The organism is Vibrio sp. L3-7, from assembly GCF_963898195.1.
GTDB classification, from domain to species: domain Bacteria; phylum Pseudomonadota; class Gammaproteobacteria; order Enterobacterales; family Vibrionaceae; genus Vibrio; species Vibrio echinoideorum.
Map to the genome: position 1 here is coordinate 22337 of NZ_CAWQUW010000004.1, position 22780 is coordinate 45116.

Genomic DNA, 22780 nt, shown 5'->3' on the forward strand with positions numbered 1-22780 from the left:
TGGGTTAAATAGAAAACCACTGTACTTTTCTGATACAGCGATCATTTTGAACATCGACCTTGCCGCGGACAGTGCAAACTTTCTGCCCCTTCCACGGAAGGAATACACGGCGTCGAAGGTCATTTACGACCTCTCGACCATGCCCGAATGGCGCTATCATCTCTGGAATATAAATATGCTGACCGGACCGCCAGTCAGATAAAGAGATTTCTCGATCCCCTGATAGCAGTGCATCTCGACTCTGCTCAGACAAAAACGCCCAATTACAATATGCAATTGGGCGACCTTGTTCATCTTCGTAATAGCAAAACTGGTTTAGCTCAAACGCCGGCATAATGCGCTGCTGCCATTCAGCAACAACGTATCTGCTGTGGAGAGGAGAATGCTGACTTAACAACATCACTCCACCAATTAAATTTTTAATTTGAGCTAAGGTAAGATTTGCTGATTGATGTGTAATAGACATAGGCTCTATATCACCGAATACAGCTATTATTTAGCTTTAGAAGCTCTCTTCTTTGGCGCAGGTTTTTCTTCTGTTTGTACTTCTTCAGTCTGATCAACATTAGGCTCGTCTGAAGGTAAAAAACCTGCTGCAACTAGCTTGTCAAATTCTGCCGACATACGAGGATCTTCGAGCATATTTTTAACCATTGAGACCATATACATAAAACCAGAAGCTGGCATATGTACGACTTGTTTAAGTTCGAGGTCACCATCATTTTCAGCCATTACGCCACTAGCCATATTGTTTTGATCTTGACCTACGAAATAAAGAGAGAAAACACCTTTATTGTAATTAACACTAGATACTGTTTGAACAAACTTTTCTGTCATAAATTAAACCCGATTAATTATATACAACGGCTTGATTAGCCTTAGAAACAACTATTATTAAAATAGAAAAACACCAAATAAGAATTAATGGTGTTTTATAAATTAATTTTACACCTCAAAAAAAATTGAATCAACTTACTTTTATTTTTGTTTTAGAGTATATATTCTATTAATTGAAACACTGAAAAATCTCATTATCATAATAAAAAAAATAAACAATGTATTTTCCAAGAAAAATATTGCATGTTTTATTTTTCTTATTAGTAATAATAAATTTGAAGAGTTCCTAAGGTGCTGATACTATGCCGCCCTTTTTTAAACACCATAAAAATCAGCAATGAAGCTTAAATAATGACACAGAATGAAGTTCTAACCCTGAAGTGTATAAACCTGTACTTAAGTATTTTAGGCGTAAAAAAAGACATAACGAATACAAAAAATACAACTGAAGAATCAAACAACTTCAACGATGAATTAAAGAAAATACAAATAAACAACAAAGTTAATGTTGTAATTAATCGTTCAAAAACAAAAAAAATTAACAATATAACAACACCTGTTATTCTATTTGATGCTCAAGGGTTACCATTTATTTTAGCTAAAACTAATAAAGGATCTTGTTTAATACAAAACCCTAATAAAGAATCTCCTGAAGTTATTCCCTATGATAAAATCAACTCGATATGGAATAAAAGTTGGATAGAAATAAAACAACCTCAATCACGTTTTAATATCGCCTGGTTCATTCCTGAGTTTTTGCAACACAAAAGAATAATCGGGGAAATTTTTTTGTTTTCTTTTGTATTGCAAATACTCGCCTTAATCTCACCGCTATTTTTTCAGGTTGTGATGGATAAAGTGCTTGTACATCAAGCTTGGTCAACCCTTGATGTGCTTGTGATTGGACTTGTGATCACTGGCATTGTAGAGGTTATACTTCGCGGCTTACGCGAATATCAGTATGCGCACACAGCCAATAGAATTGATATTCAATTAGGACTTAAGTTAGTAAAGCATTTGTTTGGCCTTCCTTTGATGTTCTTCAAAACACGCCAAGTAGGAGCCATCGTAACTCGCGTGCGTGAGCTTGATACAGTACGAGAATTCTTAACAGGCTCGATGTTTACTTTAACGGTCGAGTTCTTGTTCATGTTTGTCTTTCTCTACGTAATGAGTTTGCTTTCACCTCCTCTCACGTGGCTATTTGTTGCAACCATCCCTCTTTATGTATTTCTCGCTTGGTGGCTTACACCTCGAATGCAAGCGGCGGTAGAAGAGCAATTTACGCACGCCGCTGCAAATACCTCTTTTCTCACAGAGACAGTGGCTGGCAGTGAAACTCTAAAAAGCTTAGCCGTAGAGCCTCGCTTTGTTCGCCGTTGGGACGATCAAACGGAAAAAATGGTCTCTACTGGGTACGTGGTTCAGCAACTCAACAACCGATCCAACCATGTCGTTCAACTCATCCAGAAAGTAACAAGTGTTGGAGTTCTGTGGTTAGGGGCAACAGAAGTACTGTCATTGGAGATGACTATCGGCCAACTGATCGCTTTTAATATGATGACAAACCATATAGCCCAACCTTTATCACGCATGGTTGAGTTATGGGGACAATTTATTCAAACGCGCGTGGCACTAGAAAAATTGGGAGACATGCTCAATTTACCTGTGGAGCAGCACACAGGGAACGACACGATTGCATTACAAGGCGCGATTTCGTTCAAAAACATCCTATTTCGTTACCAACCAGATATCCCACCGACCCTGAACAACTTGTCGCTAGATATCCAAGCAGGTGAAACATTAGGCGTTGTGGGAACATCAGGTTCAGGGAAAAGTACTCTAGCTCGATTACTGCTACGACTCTACAGCCCAGAAAAAGGGTTAATAACGGTTGATAACACACCACTGAATCAAATTGGCATCCAGCAACTGCGCCAACAAATAGGCATAGTTCTGCAAGAAAACTACCTATTTAACAAAAGTGTTTGTGAAAATATTGCCCAATCGAAACCTGAAGCTAGCTTAGAAGAGGTTATCGAAGCGGCGAAACTTTCTGGAGCTCACGAATTTATCATGAAGCTCCCAATCGGTTATGACACGATCTTAGCCGAAGGTGGGCAGTCCCTTTCTGGCGGGCAGAGACAACGCCTGGCGATTGCGCGAACTCTACTTTCAGACCCCAAAATTATGATCCTGGATGAAGCCACGAGTGCACTGGATGACGAATCACAAGCGTTGATTCAATCCAATATGGCAAATATCGCGAAGGGTCGTACGGTCATCACTATCGCTCACCGGTTATCCACCGTACGAGATTGCGACCGAATTATCGTTCTACACCAAGGTAATATCGTCGAGCAAGGTAGCCACCAACAGTTAATCACATTGGGCAAACAGTACAAACAATTATGGCAACTTCAGCAAGAGCTCAAGCAAGAGGATTCAAACGCATGAAAAGTGTCATCAAGCGATTCTTGGCCAAATTTAAAATAAACCAAGCGACTGAGAAACATTACGAATTTTTACCTGCGCACCTCGCCTTATCACAACGTCCTCCTTCACCATTTGCTCGAATAACGGCCATCACTCTCAGCTTGGGAGTCATTGCTGTATTAATTTGGGCGTATTGGGGGAAATTAGATATACAAGCGACAGCTACCGGGCGTTTCGTTGTCTCTGGCCGCTCACAAGTGATTCAATCTTATGAACAAAGCCGGGTTCTCTCTATTCATGTAAAAGATGGGCAACGAGTGACAAAAGGCGCGCCGCTTCTTACTCTTGATACCTTAGGCATCAATCAAGACATTACCCGTTTAATCACTCAATCTGAATTTCAGACTAATGACCTAATTCGATACCAATCTTTGAATAGTGGCCTACCACTATCTGAGGACCTATTATTTTCGGCCTTACCACTGGAACAACAAGCGTTGATCAATGAAAACTTCTTGAGTGAGAAACGTGAATATGAGTCGACCCTTGCAAGTATCAAAGCAGAAATGCAGGTCAACAAAACATCCCAAGCGGCTCGTCAAAGTGACATCAACGCATTAATTCAGTTAACCGAAAACATTAGTCAGAGACTCGCGGCACGAAAAACGTTGAATCAAATAAAAGTCATTGGACACGTAGAGTATCTAGAGCAAGAAAAAGAGCTACTGGAAGTTAAGCGCCAAGTGTCGCAACAACGAGCTGAATTAGAGGTTCTAAAATCGCAATATCATAGTCTTGAAGAAAGGCTGACGGGGTTCAAAGCACAAAAACACAGAGAATGGCTCGAAAAAAGAAAACAAGCGAAATTGCAACTTGGGGGTTTAGCTCAGGAGTTGTCTAAAGTTCGTGAGCGTGAACAGTTAGAAATCATCCGTTCTCCTGTCGATGGTACGGTTCAGCAACTCAGTATTTACACGCTAGGAGCAGTACTTCAACCAGCACAAAATTTAATGATTATTGTCCCTGAAAATGCAGTACAGCAGGCGGAAATACAAATTCTCAATAAAGACGTAGGTTTTGTTTACCCAGGACAGTCAGTGACAGTAAAAGTAGATGCGTTTCCATACACTCGTTACGGTACTATCGAAGCTGAGCTATTGAGTATTTCTCGTGATTCTACTACAGACGAACGCTTGGGGCTCATTTTCCCAGCCCTAGTTAAGCTTAAGAATAACAACATCTTAATCAACGGTAAAAGTATTGAGTTGACACCAGGCATGTCCGTCGTTGCGGAAATAAAAACGGATAAACGTCGTGTTATCGACTATCTGCTGAGCCCAATACGTGAATACCAAGCAGAATCGCTAAGAGAGAGATAAGTATGGATATGACCTTATCAACAACGGGAAATAGCGTTTCTACCGCTCAAGATACTTCTATCAATCAGGACGCTTCTATCACACAAGATAATGGCGGAATCGACGCCGTCGTTTATGCGGGTAACTATTTCCACAAAAAGTCGACCAAGACACAGCTCAAGCATGCTTTAGGCGTCAATCATTCCAATTTAAATGACTTGGAAATAAGGGAAGCTGCAGATTATATTGGCCTGAAAAGTCAAGTAACAAAAGTAAAACCAAACGAGCTAGATACCCTTCCACTGCCCGTTTTAATTGAAATCGACAATAGTTGGAAAGTGCTCATAAAATCAGCGGATGGTTCCTCTCTTTTATATGACCCAGCCACTCAATTGGAGCAACAGAGTGAGCTTAGTTCGAATAGTCACTCATCAACGTACAAGGTAATGTTGGTCGCGGATGAAAGACTAAGTAGCAAAGAAGTGAAATTTGGCCTTAGCTGGTTTGCCCCCTCTATTTGGCGTCAAAAGAGCCAAATGCGAGATGTGTTTTTTTATGCTATTGCCCTTCAAATATTCGCACTCGTCAGCCCGATGTTGTTTGAAAATGTCATCGACAAAGTGCTAGTCGGTCGTAGCTTATCCAGTTTACATGTGCTCGCCATAGCGATGCTTGCTCTTGCCATTGCAGAGCCAGCATACAGTTACTTGCGCAATACCGTATTTGGCCACCTCGCAAGTCAAGTAAATGCAGAGCTTTCAGGACGCCTTTATCGCCATTTAGTTGGCCTTCCACTCACTTATTTTAAGCAGAGACAAACCGGGCAAATCATTGCTCGAGTTCGTGAAATGGCGCAAATTCGTCAGTTTTTGACTGGTTCAACGCTGATGTTATTGCTCGATCTCATTTTTGTTACCGTCTTTCTTGCTGTTATGTTCCATTATGCCAAGACTCTGACTTGGCTAGTAATCGGCTCACTTTTTATCTATTTCTTACTTTGGCTTATTGCTGGTCCAATCATAAGAAAAAAAGTGGAATCAGAATACGAATCGGATGCCGATGCCACGACCTTTCTAACGGAAGCCGTAACAGGCATTGAAACCATTAAAACCACAGCGACTGAACATCGATTTTTACATCAATGGCAACATATCCTCAGCCAACAACTAAACCGCAGCTTTGATGCTCAAAAATCAGGACTCATTGCAGGGCAAGGCATCGGGCTAATACAGAAACTGACTGCGGCACTGCTCCTGTGGTGGGGAGTCAGCGAAGTACTTAACGGTGAGCTCACACCCGGACAATTGGTGGCCTTCAATATGTTGGCCGGCCACGTGACTCAGCCGGTACTTCGACTTGCGCAAATCTGGCAAGACTTCCAACATACTCTTATTGCACTAAAGCGAGTGGGCGATATTCTTGATGAACCAAGAGAAAATGGTAAACAAGGGTTAGCTTCTGTTCCTGAACTCAATGGAGGCATCGAATTTAGTAACATTCGCTTTCGTTATCACGAAGACTCTCCCGAAGTCTTGGCCAACCTATCGTTAGAAATAAAACCGGGCCAGTTTATCGGCATCACTGGGCCATCAGGCTCAGGAAAAAGTACCATCACCCGGCTATTGCAGCGTTTGTATGTCCCTCAACATGGTCAAGTATTGGTAGACGGTATGGATCTCGCGATAGCCGACCCAATTTCGCTACGTCGCAACATGAGTGTGGTATTACAAGAAAGTATTCTTTTTTCTGGGAGCGTTGCAGAGAACATCCGCCTAAGTCAGCCTCAAGCTACTGATGAGGAAATACGCAATGCTGCGCAGCTTGCTGGTGCTTTGGAATTCATTGAAGGGCTGCCTCACGGGTTTAATCAGCCCGTTGGGGAAAAAGGGGGCTCTCTATCTGGCGGCCAGCGTCAACGTATTACGTTAGCAAGAGCCCTGCTCGTTAACCCTAGGATTTTACTGCTTGATGAAGCAACGTCAGCACTCGACTATAACTCTGAAGCGGCCATCATGAGCAATATGGAAGAGATCTGCCAAGGACGAACCGTAATTAGCATCGCACACCGCCTTAACACCATTCGTCATGCGGATAACATTCTTGTTCTTGACAAGGGCCAAGTCTGTGAAAGCGGAACTCACGATGAGCTGATTGAGAAAGAAGGGCTTTATGCCAGACTCTGGAAACAACAAATCGGGTAATAGAACCATCGTATCGATTGCGAGAGAAACTCGAATTTAGGCCGAACCTGAACATCTGTATTTGGTTCGTTCAATGTCAAACATCATTCAATAACTAGAGTCTCTAAAATCGAGCGTAGACAATTCATTATAACTTGCTGCTAATCAACTACGACAAGTTCAAGCCATGAACTTACTAAAATTAAAACTACCAAACTCAATCGGGGGTCTGGTAGTTTATTCATTTCTACAATATCGCCTTGTTTGTTAACGCTTTTCTAACATATTGAGAACGTTACAAAGTCCACAAAATTTAAGTTTAATAATCCACCACCCACGAAGTAGCATCACAAATCCCAACAGAACACTCCTCCTACCAGTTGTGCATTCACTTACATACAGGTAGTTTTAGCGACCTCGAAACATATCAATTCGAGCAATGACGTTCATGCGAGCTTCTTTTTCGGACAAAAGTGTTCGGATTAACATTTCAAGTGACTTTAATTAACAAATTTATGCTCAAACGCTCACTTTTAATGTTCGTTTGTTTTCGAGTTCGCAAATATATGCACAATGCACGTGCTAGATAAGCAAAAACTAACAAGGACTCAAACATGACAACAAACAAACACCCTTCTTTATTTGGGCAATGCCTAGCCGAATTTATCGGTACAGGCCTGCTCATATTCTTTGGCGTTGGCTGTGTGGCAGCACTGGTATTAACTGGTGCAACATTCGGACAATGGGAAGTCAGCATTATTTGGGGCTTCGGCGTAGCCATCGCAATTTACTGTACTGCTGGCGTTTCTGGCGCTCATATCAACCCTGCTGTGACTATTGCCTTGGCAATGTTCCACGGTTTTGATAAAGCGAAAGTTGCGCCTTACATCATTTCTCAGCTACTTGGCGCATTCTGCTCTGCGGCATTAGTTTACAGCCTGTACAGCAACCTATTTACTGACTACGAAATTGCACACAACTTCGTACGTAGCAGCCAAGATGCACTGTCAACAGCCGGTATTTTCTCAACATACCCACATGCTTCACTTTCTTTCTTTGGCGCTTTTGCTGTGGAATTTGTGATTACTGCTGTTTTGATGTTCGCTATCTTAGCGTTAGGTGATGAGAACAACGGCGCATCACGCGGCGCAATGAACCCTCTACTAATTGGTGTACTGATCGCGGTTATTGGTGGTTCTTTAGGTCCACTGACTGGTTTCGCAATGAACCCTGCTCGTGATTTCGGACCAAAACTGTTCGCCTACTTTGCAGGTTGGGATTTCGCACTAACAGGTGCTCGTGATATTCCTTACTTCATCGTACCAATCCTTGCTCCAATTGCTGGTGCATGTTTTGGTGGCTGGTTGTACCCACGAGTTATAGGTGCTTACCTACCCGTTGAAGGCCAAGGCTGCACAATTCCAAACCAATGTGAAACAGAACAAGAAGCTGAACAAGCTCAAGCTTAATCCCTAAGCGACCTTACATTTACTAAAATATAAATAACGAGACAAAAAGGATTCTTACCATGACCGAGCAAAAATACATTGTTGCCCTAGACCAAGGCACGACAAGTTCTCGCGCTGTAATCCTCGATCACGATGCAAACATCGTTAGCTCTTCTCAAAGAGAATTCACTCAGATTTACCCTAAAGCGGGTTGGGTTGAACACGATCCAATGGAAATCTGGGCGACTCAAAGTTCTACATTGGTTGAAGCCCTAGCGAAAGCAGGCATTCGCAGCGACGAGCTAGCGGGTATTGGTATTACTAACCAACGTGAAACAACTATCGTTTGGAACAAAGAAACTGGCAAGCCGGTATACAACGCAATCGTATGGCAGTGTCGCCGTACAGCAGACATCTGTGAAGACCTTAAAGCACGTGGCCTAGAAGACTACGTACGTGACAATACAGGCTTAGTCCTTGACCCGTATTTCTCAGGTACCAAAGTTAAATGGATTCTAGACAACGTTGAAGGCGCTCGTGAAGACGCTGAAGCAGGCAAACTATTGTTCGGTACGGTTGATACTTGGTTGGTTTGGAAAATGACTCAAGGACGTGTTCACGTTACGGATTACACCAACGCGTCACGTACTATGTTATTCAACATCAACGACCTATGTTGGGATCAAAAACTACTTGATGAGATGGGTATTCCGGCAGTAATGATGCCTGAAGTTAAACGCTCATCTGAAGTTTACGGCCAAACGAACCTTGGTGGTAAAGGCGGTACTCGTATTCCAATCGCAGGTATTGCAGGCGACCAACAAGCCGCACTTTATGGCCAAATGTGTGTAAAAGCGGGTCAAGCTAAGAACACTTACGGTACAGGTTGTTTCCTTCTAATGAACACCGGCCAAGAGAAAGTAACGTCGAAAAACGGCCTACTAACCACACTGGCATGTGGTCCTAACGGCGAACCAGCTTACGCACTTGAAGGTGCGGTATTCATGGGCGGCGCATCAATCCAATGGCTACGAGATGAAATGAAGCTACTGGCTGGCGCAGAAGACTCTGAGTACTTTGCAACGAAAGTTGATTCTTCAAACGGCGTGTATGTTGTTCCTGCCTTTACTGGCCTAGGTGCACCATACTGGGACGCTTACGCTCGCGGTACGATTGTTGGCCTTACTCGTGGTGTGAACTCGAACCACATCATTCGTGCGACTCTGGAAGGCATTGCTTACCAAACTCGCGACGTATTAGACGCAATGCAAGCGGACTCTGGCATTAAACTAGCAACCCTACGTGTTGATGGCGGCGCGGTAGCGAATAACTTCCTAATGCAATTCCAATCAGACGTGCTTGATACTGAAGTTCACCGTCCTGAAGTAACGGAAGTAACGGCATTGGGTGCAGCTTACCTTGCTGGTCTAGCGGTCGGTTTCTGGGGCAGCATTGATGAGCTTCAAGATAAGGCTGTGCTAAACCGTACGTTTATGCCACATCACGATGAAGAGAAGCGTAACCGCCGTTACAAAGGTTGGAAACGCGCTATCAAGTGTGCACAAGTTTGGTCTGAACTTCATAACGAAGACGAAGGTGAAGACTAGTCACAAGACCAAGACTAGAACTAAGACACGAACAACCGTACCTAACTAAAACGGTTGTTCGAATCTCAGTAAACGAAACCCAAAAGAGCACAATCTTGTGCTCTTTTTTGCGTTTCAGGGGTTGTTTCTACATTTTGCGCTTCGTTTTTGCGGTTTAGACACGATTCCTCACCATCATTACTTCTCTCTGAGTATCAATTCGAGCACAATAGCGCGAGGTGATATTTAGAATTAAGTGCGCTAAAACACAGCAGCGCGCAGGGAGTGGTAAGTAAAGTGAAGCAAATACCAAGACACCAGCAGATCGTCGACCTGGTTAAAACACAAGGATATGTGAGTACCGAAGAGCTAGTAGAGAAGTTTGATGTAAGCCCTCAAACCATCAGACGCGACCTAAACGAACTCGCTGATAGCAACAAAATTCGTCGCTATCATGGTGGTGCAACCATTCCTTTAAGCTCAGAAAACACCTCGTATAACACGCGTAAAGCGCTTAACTTCAACGAAAAAGACGTGATCGCCGACGAACTGGTTAAGCACATCCCAGATGGTGCAACCCTATTCGTTGATATCGGTACCACGCCAGAATCCGTTGCCCGTGCACTCAACAAAAACCACAAACAACTAAGAGTCGTCACCAACAACATTAACGTTGCCAGCATCCTTCTACCGAACCCAGAGATCAAGGTTATCCTGGCGGGTGGCGAAGTGCGCAACCGCGATGGCGGTATTGTTGGCGAAGCGACACTCGATTTCGTAAAGCAGTTCCGCCTTGATTTCGGTATTTTGGGCATCAGCGGCATCGACTTTGATGGCTCACTGCTCGACTTTGATTACCACGAAGTTCGTGTGAAACAAGCTATCATCGAAAACAGTCGCAGCATCTTCTTAGCCGTCGACCACACTAAGTTTGGCCGTAACGCGATGGTTAAGCTCGGTAATATCTCTCAAGCGCACATGGTCTTTACCAACAAGCAGCCACCGGAAGAGATTCTCAACATCCTTAAAGATTCATCAATACCATTAGAAGTGATCGATACCGCTCGTCCTATGAGCGAATAACTAAACATAAAAGCTCAGTGACGCCACTTTCTTAAATGAATCACGATTCTTTATAGAAAAGTTAAAAAAGTAAAACTTGCTCACTACCACTGTCGCTTCTATGCTCGAATTAGACTTATTTGAACCTCTGCTTTCATAAGCAGAGGTTTTTTTATGCCCAAATCACATAAAACGCGCATAAACGAAAATAATAAATGACCGCAAACGAAAGTTCATATAGGATTCAATTATGTTCTAAAATGCTCGTTCGCTCAGAAGAGGTCAAAACCATGAGTGCTCAACAAAATAATTCAAACAACAGTACATCTTCCACTTTAGACTTGATCGTGATTGGCGGCGGCATCAATGGTGCAGGCATCGCGGCAGATGCATCGGGTCGTGGTCTAAACGTTGGCTTATACGAAGCAAATGATTTCGCATCTGCGACGTCTTCTGCTAGCTCAAAGCTTATCCACGGTGGCCTACGCTACCTTGAACATTACGAATTTCGTTTGGTTTCGGAAGCACTCGCTGAACGTGAAGTCTTGTTAAGAAAAGCGCCTCACGTTGCTCAGCCAATGCGTTTCCGTTTACCTCATCGACCATTTTTACGCCCAGCTTGGATGATTCGCTGTGGCCTATTCCTTTACGATAACTTGGGTAAGCGCACCACTCTTCCTGGAAGTAAGACAGTCAACCTAGCAAAATCAGGGCTACTGAAACCAGAAATGAAGACAGGCTTCGAATACTCAGATTGCTGGGTCGATGATGCGCGTATGGTGTTGCTCAACGTATTAGCAGCAAAAGAGAACAACGCAGAAGTACGTAACTACTGCCGTGTTGAAAAAGCGCACCGCGAAGGTGGTATTTGGCATGTGACGATCCTTGATGTTATGACAAACCAACGCTTTGAACGCAGAGCAAAAGCGCTGGTTAACGCTGCTGGTCCTTGGGTTAAACAGTTCTTTGATGATGGATTAGAGCAGGCTTCGCCTCGTAATATTCGTCTGATCAAAGGCTCGCACATTGTTGTGCCACGCATTCACGACGAACCACAAGCGTACATTCTGCAAAACAAAGACAATCGTATTGTGTTCATGATCCCTTACCTAGATAAGTTCTCGATCATCGGCACCACCGACCTTGAATACAAAGGCGACCCACGTAACGTCGCAATTGATGATGTTGAAGTAGATTACTTGATTGATATTGTTAACCAACACTTTGTTAAACAACTTGGTCGTGAAGACGTAGTTTGGACATACAGTGGTGTAAGACCGCTTTGTGACGATGAATCAGATTCACCACAAGCGATCACTCGTGACTACACGTTGGAATTGGACGCGGAACTGGATCAAGCACCACTGCTTTCAATCTTCGGCGGCAAACTAACCACTTACCGTAAGCTAGGCGAAGCCGCACTTAAGAAGCTTGAGCCACACCTAACCAACATGGGTGCACCATGGACAGCCAACAACACGCTTCCAGGTGGTAACTTTAGCTGCAGCAGAGAGCAGCTTGCGAAGATGATCCACACTAAATACCCTTGGGCATCTGAAGCGCTATTGCTTCGCTACGTCACTCAATTCGGTACTTACACGTGGAAACTATTGGAAGGGGCAACAAGCGAAGCTGACCTTGGCACCCAATTCTCAAGCGAAGCCCATGGCGTTTATCAAGTTGAAATTGATTACTTGATCAATGAAGAGATGGCGATGACTGACGAAGACATCTTGTGGCGCAGAACCAAGCTAGGCCTTTACATGAGCGAGTCAGAGCAGCAAGCCGTGACTGATTACCTGAAAGAGAAGCTACAAAGCAAGGTAGTGAGTTTTTCTCAAGTAGGCTAATTCCACCAGCCTATACATGCTTCAGAACATGATTAACAACCAAGCTTAGCGTCCCCCGCGCTAAGCTTTTTTATTGCCTGCTATTCCGATCTAAGAACTCGATCAGATAAACCTCTCGATTGATCGCCTCCTTCGCACTGACTGAGGCTTTGTTCAATCCCCTATTTTCAATAAAAACTAAATAGTGTTTTATTAATCCGCTTGATTATCAACTTTACAAAAGGTTGCTATTCTTTATCTCAACGAAACAACACATTCAAAAACGCTCGCGATGTCAGCGCTTTAATAAGGAATCTATTCCATGCAAAAAGTTATCCTGATCACTGGCTCTACCGATGGTATCGGCTTCGAAACGGCAAAAGTACTTGTTCAACAAGGCCACCACGTTTTATTGCATGGACGTAACCCAAGCAAGCTCAAAGATGTAGAGCAGCAGCTTGTGACTCTCTCGACTGAAGCGAAAATCCAAAGCTACGTAGCAGACTTATCGGTTCTGGCGGATGTAGATACGTTAGCTGACGAAGTGATTGCTGATCACGATAAGATTGATGTACTGATTAACAACGCTGGCGTGTTCAACACTCCGAACCCAATCACTAAAGACGGTTTAGATGTTCGTTTTGTTGTGAATACTATTTCACCATACCATCTGACTAAACGTCTGCTACCAGTGCTCGATGCATCTAGCCGAGTGGTGAACCTGTCTTCAGCGGCGCAAGCAGCAGTAAACATTGAAGCACTCGAAGGTAAAAAACCGCTTTCTGATGGCGACGCTTACGCACAAAGCAAACTGGCGATCACTATGTGGACTCGTGAAATGGCAAAAGAATTAGGTTCAACAGGGCCGATGGTTGTTGCCGTAAACCCGGCTTCCTTATTAGGCAGCAAGATGGTGAAAGATGCGTACGGTATTGCAGGTGGTGACCTAAGCATTGGCTCTGACATTCTCGTTCGCGCATCATTGTCTGATGAGTTCGCACAAGCTGGCGGTCAATACTTCGATAACGACAACAATACCTTTGCTAACCCGCACCCAGATGCGATTTACGGCGATAAATCACAGCAAGTTGTCGCTAAAATTGAAGAGATCATCGCAGCAACGCTTTCTTAATCACGACGACTCATGCTGAGTTGATTTGCAAATCTCAATAGAAAAGCCCCCGTGTTTCTAATGTATTAATTTAGAAACGCAGGGCTTTTTCGCCAAATCTATCTGACTCTACTTTTGTTCCCAGTATGGCGGGTTGCCATAATACTCAGAGAAATAGTCAATGAAGGCTCTCACCTTTGGTGCAAGTAACCTCGTGCTTGGGTACACAGCCCAAATCGCAGGCTCTGAGGTTAATGGGTAATCTTCTAATATTTGGATCAGTTGACCGCTTTTCAGTTGCTCATACGCACACCAATTCGACGTCACCGTGATACCTAACCCACCAATAGCAGCATCACGCAGCGCTTCTCCGTTATCAGCCCTGAACGATCCAGATGCCTTAATCGTTTTAGGTCCGTTTTCAGTGTGGAAGGTCCAGTTTTCTAAACCAATTAGGCTGATACACTGATGATCGTTAAGATCTTGAGGTGTGGCTGGCTTGCCGTATTTGATTAAGTAACCAGGCGATGCACACACAACACGTTTATCTGTTGCGAGCTTTCGGGCAATCAGTGTCGAGTCTTTCAGCTCCGAGATACGAATCGCGATATCGAAACCACCTTCCACAAGATCGACCATGGAATCTGACAACCTGAAATCGACTTTTAGACCAGGGTAACGATCGAGAAAGCCAGGCAATGCAGGAACAAGGTGTAAACGCCCAAAAGACGCAGAAGCGGTAACGCGCAATGTTCCGGTTGGAGAATCACAGCCCACACCGACTGCCGACTTGGCAGCATCTACACTTGAAAGCACCTCCTCAGCGTGAGGTAAAAACGCTTCACCTTCTTCTGTTAAAGACACCTTACGAGTCGTTCGGTGCACCAAGCGAACACCTAAATTATCTTCAAGTTTACTGATGTGCGAACTAGCAACCGCAGGAGACAAACCAAGCTCTTGCCCAGCCATACTGATGTTATGTGTGGAAGCTAAACGAACAAATAACTTGAGGTGTTCAATATTCATATGATTACCAATAAAATCTTAAAAATCCTTTATTAATAGACCACATTACGTGCCAAAAACATAGCAATGTAATATTTATAAGCGTTTCATTTTGGCCATATTATTGAACTAAAAAAACTCCCGAAGGAGTTTAATTATTTAAAGACGATGTCATCTCGAGTAACTAATCAGATAAACGAGCATGCAGCGCGTCTTTAAGTACAGAACGATCATGTTTCATTTGGTGCATCGAACCGTCATCAATGGGTGAATCTTTCAGCTCAAGCTTACGAATCTCTTTATCAAGGTTGTCGTATGTCTTCATGTCTGCTGCAAAGCCATCGTCAGTTTTAACAAGCTCAGCAATTTTATCTTTCATTTCAGGAAATTCGTGAACAAGAGAATGATTTTCACCTAGCATAGAAACCTCTTAAGTTGAGTAAAGTGATTGGGTTAGTCTTATACCAATCGTAGTCAATAACTGGTCATCCTAGCTTGTTAAAAATCTCGATAACTTCGTTAAAATTTTTGATTGTAGAATAACTACTTATCGAAAAATCCCGCCTTGTTCTCAAACTTTTTTCCTACGCTATTCCTGATCATTTGCTTACTGTGATTGGTATTGAACACATTCATTATTTACCTTAGCAAGGGACTCAAATAACAAATGAGATCCAGTACACAGCATAGAATATAGACAATTCAGATTCACAAATTTACAACATGTACCCAAAAATAAATGGTTTACATAGAAGAAAGCCTCGCGTAATCGCAAGGCTTTATAGAGGTGTTATTTAAACAAGTAGCTAAAAAGTACTTTCAAAAAGGGACTAGCTACTGCACCCTCTTGTATCTATTTTATTCATTTGATCATGTGAAGATGTGTCAGAGCCAGTCGATTGGCATCCTGCCACGAATAACAGCGTCACAGATAAGATAAGCCATTTCATAATAAATCCTCTTTTGGTCATGACTAAAGCATAGTGCTTAAAATCGCGGATACCTCAGCCATTAACTAAAGCCTTACCTGCCGATAAAGCCTTGGTTAATGAACAATGTATCGCTTCATTAATTAACGACCTGCTTTTGTACAAAAAACTTTCACTCTAACGAATAAAAATTGTCCAAAAGAAAAAGGAGGACAATTGTAGGGGCAAGACGAGGACCTAAAAAACGAGTCGCTAAAAGTTAATCGCTCGTCGCCAAACGCACAGCCGCTTCTGCATGGATAGCTGTGGTATCAAACAAAGGAACATCTGTGTGTTGCTGCTGAATCAGTAGGGCGATTTCAGTACACCCTAGAATAACGGCTTCAGCACCTTGTTGGCTTAGCTTCTCGATGATTTGACGATAAACAGCTCGAGACTCTTCTTTTACTTCGCCTCGGCACAGCTCTTGATAGATGATGTTGTGCACTTGTTTTCGATCATCCCCATCTGGAATCACAACATCGATACCGAATTTATTGATTAAACGCCCTTTATAGAAATCTTGTTCCATCGTGAAAGCGGTACCGAGCAATCCTACTTTCTTTACGCCCTGTTCAAGCAGCTTCTGCGCGGTGGTATCTGCGATATGTAAGATAGGGATCGTGATCTTCTCTTCGATCTCAGGAACGACCTTATGCATGGTATTGGTACAGATCAGGATAAAGTCCGCCCCGCCTTTCTCAACCGATAAGGCCGCGTCCGATAAAATGTCCGCAGTCTCAGCCCAACGACCTTGGTGTTGTAGCTTTTCTATCTCATCGAAGTTAACGCTGTACATACAAATCTTTGCAGAATTGAGCCCACCAAGGGTCGCTTTCACACCCTCGTTAATGGATTTGTAGTAGCTCACTGTCGACTCCCAGCTCATACCGCCGAGCAACCCGATCGTTTTCATTTCTCTATTCCTTTAATTTCTGACTATTCCGATTAAAGCGTCATGCGTTGAAACTTTATAGTACGTTCTTGCTTAAAATGAGCCCAAAAGACCTTATTCCTTTCAAACCATGGCTTTCAAACCGTTCATACCTAAACCTCCGCTCATAAAAAAGGCTCGTATTCAAAATACGAGCCTTTGTTATTTATGACCAACAATAAGCTTGACGTTAGTACACCTCACACCAATCTGACTTCATATCGATCAGCGTCCAATCATCTCTAGAGTTTGCTTCATCTAATGCTTTATCGAGTTGGCCAACATGAGACTTACGATCGTACTCCCATTCGCGCTCGGCATCGGTATGGTGAACGATCATCGCCATTGAGTTTGGCTGGCTGGTTGCCCATTGCATCATCGCTTGGTCGCCATCTGAATTGCCTACAGCTAAAATAGGCTTCTTACCTATGATGTGTTGAATGTTCGATACTTTTCCGGCTTTGTCATCGATAGTCAAAATGGATGAGTCTTTAGTGACGGTAGGTTTGCCATCGTTATAGCTGTAGTTATATTTGAGCGCACTGCCTATTATCTGCTCAGAAGGGATATTATAAGCTTGAGGAGCCCACGCTCTCATAAAATCAACGCCTCCTCCCGAAACAATATAAGTCTTAAAGTCATGATCTTGCAGGTAAGTCAGCATCTCTTTCATTGGCTGATAAGTAAGGTCTGTGTACGCTTTCTTGAAGCGTTTATCTTTTGCTACCGCCAACCATTGTTTAACGTCTTGTTGGTATTGTTCAACGGTCATCCCAGAATGTGTCGCTAAAATTATTTTGAGTAACCCTTCTTCACCACTGCCCAGAACGCTCTCAATATCCCCTTCTAGTACAAACTTAAACGGTGCTTCCGTTTTCCATTCAGGATGCTCAGAAGCCATCTCTTTTACACGGTCTAGCGCAAAAGCAAGTTGGAAATAGTAAGGTTTTTCCGACCAAAGCGTACCATCGTTATCAAATACGGCTATGCGATCTTCAACCGCCACAAACGTATCGGATTGTGCTTTGGTGGCTTGACCCACAAAGTCCACAATCGCAGATTTACTTTCACTATCCTTCCAAGAAGGCAACAAAGTGGGATCACAATCTTTAGCAAAAGATGAGAAGGAGAAACTGGATAAAATCGCGACTGATAAAAGGGTTATTTTCTTCATAGCACTACCATGTTGTTGAATTAATTACCGGGTTTAATTTAATTCATCCTAGTTGGTCTGCTCTGATTTTCCACTTATGAACACTATAACCGATGTTTATGTTGTCATGAGTGCCACAACGAGAGCCAGCCAACATCAAGGCTTACTGCTAAAAATTATTGTGATGAAATTTGTCATACCATCACAAAGACAAGTGCAGGTTAAGAGTGCTACACGACGTTTTTTTATTGAAAGTCTAAATTTAAAAGGAAGGCAAACAAAAAAAGCAGAACTTCAATTTCTCAAAGCTCTGCTTTAAAACTCCGTTGCTGTTTACGCCCTACGTTTGTTGAAAGCGTGCCAGCTAACGCTGAAAATCGTTTTTTACACCATACTGAATACACTTAATTTAGGGTCTGCTTTCTTGCCAGATGCAATGCGCCATATCTGATGTTCATACCAAACTAGCCCTACCATCGCCATCTTGTCTAATGCGGATCTTGCCGTCATTGGCACCGTTAGCGGCATGCCTTAGCTAGGGTTATGTGGTTCATCACCTAGTGTTTCACTTATTGCAGATTTGATAATTCCATACCTATTCCCAAGCAAGTTTTGCTCAATAATAAAAAGCCAACTGCATAACAGCTGGCATTAATCGATTATAAACAAAACCTTAAACAGGCGATTTAAGTCATCACTTTATCGTGGGCTTTTTGACCTTAGTAAATGGTGTCGATTTCCATTTATCGGTTCTTACCTCTTCACCGGGCGTGTACATGCGTAACACTGAATACCATTGGTGATCGGGGATAGGTAAGAAGTTAGGATCATCTTCATGCCCTTTTACATCGCTACTCATGTAAATGGTGTAACTGCCATCAGCATTAGGCGTTAGCGTTCTGTCTCCACGGGAATGACGGTTTAACTCGTTTTTCTCCATCAATCGGGTTTCACCACTGTAGGCCGTGTATGACCAAAAACCACCCTCTTCTAACGGTGGCGCATCGAAGGTCACCGTGTAATCATACTTACTACCGTCGAGCGCACCACCTTCACTATCGAAGAAGTCACCGCTATACATAGTGTGCTTTGCAGGCAGCCCCCATTGACCCATTAAGGTGCCGTAGGCGTGCTGAAAGCTTGGAACCTTAGTCATTTCATCGCGAGTGCCCAATACGTCACGTGAATCATCAAAGCCCGCATTAACAATTCGCTCCAGTCCGTCTTTTTGACCAGACTCGATCATACTAAGCTGCTCTTTCGTAAATGGATGATTGGCTTTGCCTAATTCAACATCTCCTAAGCCAATGTACTCGAACAGTTCAACCAGCTTTTGGTCATGCGTCTTCATTGTTCCTTCAGACAGGATGAAGTTGGTTCGCTCAACCCAATTAGAGTCTTCAGGATCGGGATACTCGCGTACGACAGGATCTAGCCCTTTCTGACCTAGGTATTCCGACAACGTTCTAATATTCCATTGATCCATTAACTTTTGAGCAGTTGCAGAATCGTCACCGCCAAGGTCCATGATTCGACCCATCATCTTGACCAGCGGATGCTCGACATAGATGACTTGATCGACACTCGCAGGCACTTCACCTTTCCATCCTTCAACTGCATACATGAAACTGCCGCCTTTTGTGCCTCGCTGTGGAGAGCCAAAAGCCGAGTCAGTAAAGTGCTGCATATTCATGGTATGGAGCAACCAATATCGATTTTCATCATGGTCTGGAATCGTAATGATGACCGGCTCTGCTGCTAGGTCCATCCACCCCATCAAGTGTAACGTGTCATTGTTAATCGTCGGATGCGCAGTGTAAGTGTCGTCAGCAAGTGTTCGAATATTTTGGAATCGATTCAAAGGGTAGTCTTGCTCAACGACGGTTTTGTAAAAGTATTTGTAGGCTTCATCTATTGAGTACGCGTACTCGTAGGCAAGTTGTGCCAATAGCTGATTATCCTTTTTGAGCGACGCTAAACTCGCCATCTCAACGGGTAGAGTTTCCGTTTTTATCGCCATAGCTGTGTTTGTTACTAAAGCTGCGTTTGTCGTCATGGTTGTTTTTGTTGCCATAGTTGCGCTCGTCGCGTCCACGGATTGGCTCGCGAGTACCGGAGACGGAAGTGCAACCATGAAAGCACAAGCCAGTGCTGCCGCAAGTCTATTTTTTTTCATCATTGGATATCCCAACTAAAAGGAGTGCAAAAGGTGCGCTTGTTACAGCACACCTTGTATTAGTCGTATTTGGCGTTAGTCAGCAACCACTGATTTGTCTGCCATACCAATACCACCGGCTTTCTGTCTTGGTGGAAACGCTTTGAGTGACTTCTGATATTCCGCCGCTGATTTTTGCAGCTTTGGTAATACCCAAGACTTCTCTTTCATCCATAAGAACCAACCGCGAGTATCAGGGCTACGCTCGTAAGGATCAGCTTTGATGTTAATGAGCATCCCTAGTGGCCACTCTTCAGGAGGTGCAATCCACTCCGTTTTGGTTTTTAGATGCACTTTCCAATCATCCACTCGGAACGCATTTAAATCTTGTTCGTTGTAGAAGAAAAACTCATGACGTTGACTCGGCTCGCCTTTAGTCAACATGTCCAGTTGGTTATAACCATCCAAGTGAACTTGATAACGCTCGCCGTTTAACTCTTTTCCATCAAGCAGTTCTTGCTTAATATCGCCTTCACCCACTGCAGCCATAATGGTTGGCACCCAGTCTTCAGAAGTCATGAAGCCATCGGTGTATTCACCTTGAGGGATTTTATCTGGCCAGCTGACCAGCATAGGCACACGGAAACCGCCATCCCATGTCGTGCCTTTTTGTCCTCTGAATGATGCAGAGCCGGAATCAGGCCAGTGATCTAGGTTTACGCCATTGTCAGATGTGAAGAGAATGATGGTGTTGTCGATTTCGCCCAAGTCTTCAAGCTTGTCGAGCAGCACACCGATCTGGTCATCAAGTTCGATCAAGCCATCGTAGTAGGTGTTGATTTGGCTCGCGCCTTGATATTCCGGACGCACGTGTGTTTTTTGGTGCATACGCGTCGGGTTGTACCACATGAAGTAAGGTTGTTCGTCTTTCTCTGCTTCATGTTTATCAAGCCAATTCGTCGCGAACTCCAAAAACTCGCCATCAACGGTTTGCATGCGTTTAGCACCTAAAAGACCTTTATCTTCAATCGTTTGCTTTCCAACCACACCAAACCTTGGGTCTTCTTGCATGTCCACACTCTCGGTAGCGACGGTGTGAAGGACATTGCGAGGGCGTCCTCTGAAGTTAGGGTCTGTTGGGAACTCCGGCTGTTCAGGCATCTCCATAACATTGAGGTGGTAAAGGAAACCGAAGAATTCATCAAAGCCGTGCACCGTTGGTAGGTGACTATTGTTATCGCCTAAGTGACTTTTACCGACATGCACGGTCGCATAGCCTTTGTCTTTCAGCATTTCGGCTAAGGTTGGATCTTCTTTTTGAAGGCCAAGCGAAGAGCCAGGCTGACCGACAGACGTTAAGCCTGTTCGGAAAGGATATTGACCCGTGATAAAGGCAGAGCGCCCCGCGGTAGAGCTACCTTGTGCGTAGTAATCACTGACCATCATGCCGCGTTCGGCAATTCGATCAATGTTCGGCGTATCCACCGCGCCTAAACCACGGTGGTAAGCAGACAGATCCGTTGGGCTCACATCATCTAGCATGATGGCAACCACATTGGGTTGGCTCGCTGCATGTACGTTGACGCTCGCCAGTACCGAGAGCGCCAGAGCTGATTTAACAAAAGACTTATACATTTATAACCCTCATTCACTATGAGTAAATCGCTGAAGTCACAACGAAATTGTGCATGTCTCAGCGAACCATTGTTGAGGTAAATGATATAAGAATGACGCCAAAAATGGCTTGATAGCCACTATTACGATTCTTAATAGTGGCTGTTAGAAAGGGGGAATTATTTAAAGAAAATAGTAACGTGACACTAGGATTGAATAATCGACGTAATTTCTTTTTGAAGCCAGCCCGTGAACGGATTATTACGGTTTGCTTGATGAGTAAACAGTGCCAACTCTCGACGATAGGTGTCTTTCAACAGTTCCGGCGGTAATTCGATACAACGATAAGAATGATCAAGCAAATAGCGGCATTTCGACGATGTAATATAGATAAAGTCACTGTCCTTAACGATCTCCAGCATCAAGTTCATATTGTTGCTTCTGAGCGCAATGTGTTTATCTAAGTCATATTTTTTGATCAACATTTCCGTCTTGGACGGCTGAATGTAACCAGGGATCATATTGATACAGAGTGGGTATTTCAGAATGTCCTCAAGGGAATTACCTTGAATTGGGTGGTCAGCTCTTAACACCAACATGAACTTATCAAAGCCAACTGGGCGCTCGGTCAGGGTTTTATTGACCTCCATTGGAAGATAGCTCACTCCCCAACACATTCGGTTGGTCTCTAGAGATTGGACGCCGTTATCTAACCAAGGTGAACATTGAAACGTCACTTGCGGCGCTTCTTTGGTCAGCTTTTTAATTAACGGTACACCCACTGGAATCAACAATGGGGAAGGCAACATGATTTGAACCTCCCCTCTTAAATCTTCCAACCCCCACTCATCATTGGGTATATAAAGGTTATCTAGCTGCTCTAATAGCAGAGGCAACGTTTCGATAAGCTTCAAGCATTTTGGGGTAGGCTCAAGTCTTGCTTTATCTCTAACAAACAACTCGTCATCAAATTGTTCTCTGAGTTTACGAAGCATGACACTGATCGTCGGCTGACTTACGTTCAAGGCTTTGGCTGCACTCACCGTTTGACGAGTTTCATTAAGCACCAAAATGAGCCGCAGTAAGTTTAGGTCTTTGATCATG

16 protein-coding genes and 2 pseudogenes are annotated in these 22780 nt (G+C 43.6%); 8 read left to right on the plus strand and 10 right to left on the minus strand.

Annotation, left to right across the window (positions count from 1 at the left end; genetic code table 11):
• Window positions 1-4: 4 nt before the first annotated feature.
• Together rtxC and rtxH are read right to left on the minus strand one after the other, a co-directional pair.
• Window positions 5-466 carry an RTX toxin-activating lysine-acyltransferase RtxC gene (gene rtxC / locus AACW75_RS04480; protein WP_145569791.1) on the minus strand — a complete coding sequence of 154 codons (462 nt, stop codon included), beginning with the start codon at window positions 464-466 and terminating at the stop codon, window positions 5-7.
• 26 nt (window positions 467-492) lie between these two features.
• On the minus strand, window positions 493-837 hold the full coding sequence (gene rtxH / locus AACW75_RS04485) for a protein RtxH (RefSeq protein ID WP_017087586.1): 345 nt from the start codon (window positions 835-837) through the stop codon (window positions 493-495).
• 351 nt (window positions 838-1188) lie between these two features.
• Between rtxH and AACW75_RS04490 the strand changes: the two genes are divergently transcribed.
• The 8 genes and pseudogenes from AACW75_RS04490 to AACW75_RS04525 all read left to right on the plus strand — a co-directional run bounded on the left by AACW75_RS04490 (window position 1189) and on the right by AACW75_RS04525 (window position 13868).
• Window positions 1189-3294, plus strand: coding sequence for a peptidase domain-containing ABC transporter (locus tag AACW75_RS04490; protein ID WP_145569789.1), 2106 nt, complete (start codon window positions 1189-1191; stop codon window positions 3292-3294).
• On the plus strand, window positions 3291-4652 hold the full coding sequence (locus AACW75_RS04495; protein WP_186437173.1) for an HlyD family type I secretion periplasmic adaptor subunit: 1362 nt from the start codon (window positions 3291-3293) through the stop codon (window positions 4650-4652). Before AACW75_RS04490 ends, AACW75_RS04495 begins: the two co-directional genes overlap by 4 nt.
• Before the next feature lie 89 nt (window positions 4653-4741).
• Window positions 4742-6832 (plus strand): annotated as a pseudogene (locus AACW75_RS04500) (type I secretion system permease/ATPase); the annotation flags it as partial.
• A 593-nt stretch (window positions 6833-7425) separates the two neighbouring features.
• Window positions 7426-8280 carry an MIP/aquaporin family protein gene (locus AACW75_RS04505; RefSeq protein WP_145569785.1) on the plus strand — a complete coding sequence of 285 codons (855 nt, stop codon included), beginning with the start codon at window positions 7426-7428 and terminating at the stop codon, window positions 8278-8280.
• Window positions 8281-8339: 59 nt separating this feature from the next.
• Window positions 8340-9866, plus strand: coding sequence for a glycerol kinase GlpK (gene glpK / locus AACW75_RS04510; RefSeq protein WP_017072631.1), 1527 nt, complete (start codon window positions 8340-8342; stop codon window positions 9864-9866).
• Between the two features lie 276 nt (window positions 9867-10142).
• Window positions 10143-10928: a DeoR/GlpR family transcriptional regulator gene (locus tag AACW75_RS04515; protein ID WP_145569783.1), complete on the plus strand. Its 786-nt coding sequence runs from the start codon at window positions 10143-10145 to the stop codon at window positions 10926-10928.
• Between the two features lie 269 nt (window positions 10929-11197).
• Entirely contained in the window at window positions 11198-12757 is a 1560-nt protein-coding gene (gene glpD / locus AACW75_RS04520) for a glycerol-3-phosphate dehydrogenase (protein ID WP_145569781.1), read from the plus strand.
• 301 nt (window positions 12758-13058) lie between these two features.
• Window positions 13059-13868 carry an SDR family NAD(P)-dependent oxidoreductase gene (locus AACW75_RS04525; RefSeq protein WP_145569779.1) on the plus strand — a complete coding sequence of 270 codons (810 nt, stop codon included), beginning with the start codon at window positions 13059-13061 and terminating at the stop codon, window positions 13866-13868.
• Window positions 13869-13976: 108 nt separating this feature from the next.
• Here the strand turns inward: AACW75_RS04525 and AACW75_RS04530 are convergent, their stop codons facing one another.
• The 8 genes and pseudogenes from AACW75_RS04530 to AACW75_RS04565 all read right to left on the minus strand — a co-directional run bounded on the left by AACW75_RS04530 (window position 13977) and on the right by AACW75_RS04565 (window position 22779).
• Window positions 13977-14873, minus strand: a complete 897-nt coding sequence (locus tag AACW75_RS04530; RefSeq protein WP_145569777.1) for a LysR family transcriptional regulator — start codon at window positions 14871-14873, stop codon at window positions 13977-13979.
• Window positions 14874-15036: 163 nt separating this feature from the next.
• A complete protein-coding gene (locus tag AACW75_RS04535) occupies window positions 15037-15273 on the minus strand; it encodes a YdcH family protein (RefSeq protein WP_017074081.1) in 237 nt (78 codons plus the stop codon).
• A 767-nt stretch (window positions 15274-16040) separates the two neighbouring features.
• Complete coding sequence (locus tag AACW75_RS04540; RefSeq protein WP_145569775.1) at window positions 16041-16736, minus strand: aspartate/glutamate racemase family protein; 696 nt, start codon at window positions 16734-16736, stop codon at window positions 16041-16043.
• A 208-nt stretch (window positions 16737-16944) separates the two neighbouring features.
• A complete protein-coding gene (locus AACW75_RS04545; protein WP_145562648.1) occupies window positions 16945-17928 on the minus strand; it encodes an HAD family hydrolase in 984 nt (327 codons plus the stop codon).
• Between the two features lie 363 nt (window positions 17929-18291).
• Window positions 18292-18438: pseudogene (locus AACW75_RS04550) on the minus strand (NADH oxidase); the annotation flags it as partial.
• 163 nt (window positions 18439-18601) lie between these two features.
• Window positions 18602-20086, minus strand: coding sequence for a DUF1254 domain-containing protein (locus AACW75_RS04555; protein ID WP_145569773.1), 1485 nt, complete (start codon window positions 20084-20086; stop codon window positions 18602-18604).
• Between the two features lie 72 nt (window positions 20087-20158).
• On the minus strand, window positions 20159-21697 hold the full coding sequence (locus AACW75_RS04560; protein ID WP_135454279.1) for a sulfatase-like hydrolase/transferase: 1539 nt from the start codon (window positions 21695-21697) through the stop codon (window positions 20159-20161).
• A gap of 185 nt (window positions 21698-21882) precedes the next feature.
• Window positions 21883-22779, minus strand: a complete 897-nt coding sequence (locus tag AACW75_RS04565; RefSeq protein ID WP_145569771.1) for a LysR family transcriptional regulator — start codon at window positions 22777-22779, stop codon at window positions 21883-21885.
• Between the last annotated feature and the right edge of the window lies 1 nt (window position 22780).

Bases quoted from the DNA above. Each gene is read 5' to 3' on its own strand.
- glpD (WP_145569781.1), top strand. From the start codon at position 11,198: ATGAGTGCTCAACAAAATAATTCAAACAACAGTACATCTTCCACTTTA.
- AACW75_RS04540 (WP_145569775.1), bottom strand. From the start codon at position 16,736: ATGAAAACGATCGGGTTGCTCGGCGGTATGAGCTGGGAGTCGACAGTG.
- AACW75_RS04490 (WP_145569789.1), top strand. From the start codon at position 1,189: ATGACACAGAATGAAGTTCTAACCCTGAAGTGTATAAACCTGTACTTA.
- AACW75_RS04535 (WP_017074081.1), bottom strand. From the start codon at position 15,273: ATGCTAGGTGAAAATCATTCTCTTGTTCACGAATTTCCTGAAATGAAA.
- AACW75_RS04565 (WP_145569771.1), bottom strand. From the start codon at position 22,779: ATGATCAAAGACCTAAACTTACTGCGGCTCATTTTGGTGCTTAATGAA.
- AACW75_RS04545 (WP_145562648.1), bottom strand. From the start codon at position 17,928: ATGAAGAAAATAACCCTTTTATCAGTCGCGATTTTATCCAGTTTCTCC.
- AACW75_RS04530 (WP_145569777.1), bottom strand. From the start codon at position 14,873: ATGAATATTGAACACCTCAAGTTATTTGTTCGTTTAGCTTCCACACAT.
- AACW75_RS04555 (WP_145569773.1), bottom strand. From the start codon at position 20,086: ATGATGAAAAAAAATAGACTTGCGGCAGCACTGGCTTGTGCTTTCATG.
- AACW75_RS04495 (WP_186437173.1), top strand. From the start codon at position 3,291: ATGAAAAGTGTCATCAAGCGATTCTTGGCCAAATTTAAAATAAACCAA.
- AACW75_RS04505 (WP_145569785.1), top strand. From the start codon at position 7,426: ATGACAACAAACAAACACCCTTCTTTATTTGGGCAATGCCTAGCCGAA.
- rtxC (WP_145569791.1), bottom strand. From the start codon at position 466: ATGTCTATTACACATCAATCAGCAAATCTTACCTTAGCTCAAATTAAA.
- rtxH (WP_017087586.1), bottom strand. From the start codon at position 837: ATGACAGAAAAGTTTGTTCAAACAGTATCTAGTGTTAATTACAATAAA.
- AACW75_RS04560 (WP_135454279.1), bottom strand. From the start codon at position 21,697: ATGTATAAGTCTTTTGTTAAATCAGCTCTGGCGCTCTCGGTACTGGCG.
- glpK (WP_017072631.1), top strand. From the start codon at position 8,340: ATGACCGAGCAAAAATACATTGTTGCCCTAGACCAAGGCACGACAAGT.
- AACW75_RS04525 (WP_145569779.1), top strand. From the start codon at position 13,059: ATGCAAAAAGTTATCCTGATCACTGGCTCTACCGATGGTATCGGCTTC.